Source organism: Cupriavidus sp. HPC(L) (genome assembly GCF_000307735.3).
Taxonomy (GTDB): Bacteria; Pseudomonadota; Gammaproteobacteria; order Burkholderiales; family Burkholderiaceae; genus Cupriavidus.
The window spans coordinates 1-3079 of the sequence record NZ_AMPR02000286.1 but is presented as its reverse complement, the minus strand read 5'-3'; the positions used below and the strand labels follow the sequence as shown (position 1 = coordinate 3079).

Annotated in this window: 4 protein-coding genes; 3 read left to right on the top strand and 1 reads right to left on the bottom strand. The window is 71.0% G+C overall.

Features of this window, described 5'->3' with window-relative positions; all coding sequences use genetic code 11:
* The coding region (locus B551_RS15745) for an AMP-binding protein (protein ID WP_043440152.1) at positions 1–302 on the bottom strand (302 nt) is incomplete at its 3' end.
* A 178-nt stretch (positions 303–480) separates the two neighbouring features.
* Here B551_RS15745 and B551_RS15740 point away from each other — a divergent pair.
* The 3 genes from B551_RS15740 to B551_RS15730 all read left to right on the top strand — a co-directional run.
* The gene (locus tag B551_RS15740) at positions 481–1404 is read left to right on the top strand and encodes a LysR family transcriptional regulator (RefSeq protein ID WP_006579833.1); all 924 of its coding nucleotides are present in this window, start codon (positions 481–483) and stop codon (positions 1402–1404) included.
* Positions 1405–1549: 145 nt separating this feature from the next.
* Entirely contained in the window at positions 1550–2071 is a 522-nt protein-coding gene (locus tag B551_RS15735) for a helix-turn-helix domain-containing protein (RefSeq protein ID WP_023264494.1), read from the top strand.
* Positions 2055–3079: MATE family efflux transporter (locus B551_RS15730; protein ID WP_083492624.1), on the top strand; the 1025-nt coding region annotated here is incomplete at its 3' end. The genes B551_RS15735 and B551_RS15730, both read left to right, overlap by 17 nt.

The following is a 3079-nucleotide window of genomic DNA, read 5'->3' as shown; positions in this document are numbered from 1 at the left end:
ACCGCCGCCTGCACCGCGGGCAGCAGGTCGGCATGGGCGATCAGCACCTTGGCACCGCTGTCCTCGAGCAGGTAGCGGACCTCGTCCGCCGTGAAATGCCAGTTGATCGGGCAGTAGTAGCAGCCGGCGGTGCGGCAGGCGTGAACGATGTCGGCGAACGGCGCGTCGTTGCGCAGCAGCACGGCGATCACATCGCCCTCCGCCACGCCGAGCGCGCGCAGGCCGCCGGCCAGCCGGCTGCCGCGCGACAACAGTTCGTCGCCGCTGCGATGAAGATCCTGGAACCAGAGGTCCGCCGCCATTCGAGTGCTCCTTTACGCTGGGCGCCCCATGCGTGCCCGGGACATCGGCATCGGGACACGGGCGCCATATTGACCGGTCACTGTAACGGCGGGCATCGTCATCGACAATTGTCGCCCCACGCAGCACAATGTTGAGCCCAGCGCGACAATCCCCCAGGCAATCCCCGATGGACGCACCATGGACCTGAACCTGATCCAGGCCTTCGTCGATATCGTCGACGCCGGCAACCTGGCCGAGGCCGGCCGCCGGCGCGGCGTCACGCGTTCGCAGGTCAGCCGGCAGCTGCGCGAACTGGAGGCCCAGTCGGGCGCGCAATTGATGCGCCGAACCACACGCCGGCTGGAGTTGACCGAACCCGGCCACGCGCTGTACCGCCATGGGCTGGCGATCCTGCGCGAGGTCGCGTCGGCGCAGGCCGAGATCGACAGCCTGGGCAAGACGCTGCGCGGCCATGTGCGCCTGAGCGTGCCGACCGGCCTGGGCGACAGCTTCGTCGCACCGCTGCTGCTGGCGTTCGCCGAGCGGCATCCGGGCATCACCCTGCGCGTGTTCTTCAACAATCGCGTCAACGACCTGATCGCCGCCGAGATCGACGTGGCGCTGAAGGTCACCTCGCAGCCGCCGCTGGACCACGTGGCGCGCGATGTCTGCGCGATCGAATGGGGCCTCTATGCGGCGCCGTCCTATCTGGAACGGACTGGACCGATCCGGGTGCCGGCGGACCTCGCCGCGACCGACTTCCTGTGCCCGCCCTACTTCGCCCGCCCGTTCGAGCTGCATCTGACGCGCGGCGACCAACGCGACGCGGTGCAGCTGCTGCCGCGGCTACAGTCCGAACACTTCCCCTTCCTGATCCGCGCGGTGCAGGCCGGCCACGGCGTCTGCCTGCTGCCGGTCTATGCCGGCTGGCAGGACGCGCACGCCGGCCGGCTGGTCAAGGTGCTGCCCGACTGGCGGCCGGAAGGGCTGGGCGACCGGCTTTATCTGATCACCACGCCGAACCCGCATCCGCCAATGGCGACGCGGGCGCTGATCGACTTCCTGCGCGAGCAGATCCCCGCCTTGCCAGTGTTCCGCGACGCGCCCGACGGTTCCGCCTGAACGGCGACCGGACCCGACCAAACCGCTCGCAGCCAACCGCTCCCCACACGCTTTCAAATTGCAAGCTAGAATGCTTGCAAATTGAAAGTAAAAGCCATTTCGCGATCGACTGATTGCGTCATTGGCTGTCCCAAACGGAGGAGACGTGGGCCACACCGACTTTGCCAGCATGCCCTGCCCGATCGCCCGATCGATGGCAGTACTGGGCGAGCGCTGGGCGATCCTGCTGATGCGCGAGGCCTTCTACGGCAGCACGCGCTTCGACGACTTCCAACGCAACCTCGGCATCGCGCCCAACATCCTCAGCGCCCGGCTGAAGACGCTGGTCGAGCACGGCATGTTCGAGCGCGTGCCGGCCGACGGCGGCGCACGCCACCACTACCACTTGACCGACAAGGGCCGGGACTTCTTCCCCGCCTTCGTCGCACTGAAGGCCTGGGCCGACCGCTGGATGACCGACCGCGGTCCGATGACGGTGCTGCTGGACCGGCGCACCGGCGACGAGATCGCCGCCCCGGCGCTGACCCGCGCCGACGGCAGCGCCGTCACGCTGGACGACCTGCGCGTCACCGCCGGCCCCGCGGCCGGCCACCACCTGCGCCGCCGCTTCGCGCCCGAAGCCGACACCGTCGAAGCCACGGAGGCAGGCGATGACCGAACTGCATGACGCCGTACGGGGCGCAGTACGGGGCGCAGTACGGGGCGCCGCACCGGCCGCGGCCTTGTCGACTGCCGCTACCGCAGCCGCCCCCCTGCGTGAACCTGCCGCTGCCGACACGGCGGCACCTCGCGCGGTGCTGCGTGCCATCGTCAAGCTGGCCGCGCCGACCAGCCTGATCGCGCTGCTGCAGGCCGTCGCGCAATTGATCGAGACCTGGCTGGCGGCGCGCCAGGGCACCGCGGCGCTGGCGGGCTGGGCCGTCGTGCTGCCGTTCGCGCTGCTGCTGCAGCAGATGTCGACCGGCGCGATGGGCGGCGGCGTGGTATCCGCGATCGCTCGCGCGCTCGGCGCCGGCAAGCGCGAGGACGCCTCGGCGCTGGTGCTGCATGCGCTGATCATCGCCGTGCTGGCCGGCCTCGGCTTCGCGATCGCGCTGGCGGGCTTTCCGCATGCCGTGCTCGGCGCGGTGGCCGGTGCGACCGCCGCCGAGGCCGCCGCGAGCTATGCGATCTGGCTGTTCGGCGCGGGCGCGGTGCCGGCCTGGCTGGCCAACACGATGGCGTCGGTGCTGCGCGGCGGCGGCCGCCATGCGCTGGCGGCGCGCGTGCTGTGCCTGATGTGGATCGCCTTCCCGCTGCTGGCCTGGGCGCTGGCCGAACCCGGCGGGATGGGGCTGGCCGGTATCGGCGCGGCCTTCGCGCTGGTGTCGTGGGCCGCGGCACTCGGCATGGCGGTGGTCGTGCTGCGCGGCGGCGCCGGCTTCGTGCCGGTGCTGCGCGTGCGCCCGAACGCGGCACTGTTCCAGCGCATCCTGTCGGTCGGGCTGGTCGCCTGCGGGCTTGCCGCGCTGGCCAATCTGGCAACGATCCTGGTCACCGCGCAGTTGCGCCCCTACGGTACCGCGGCCGTTGCGGCCTACGGCATCTCGGCGCGGCTCGAATTCCTGATGATCCCGCTGGCCTTCGGCGTGGGCTCGGCGCTGACCGCGCTGGTCGGCCGTGCGGTCGGCGCCGG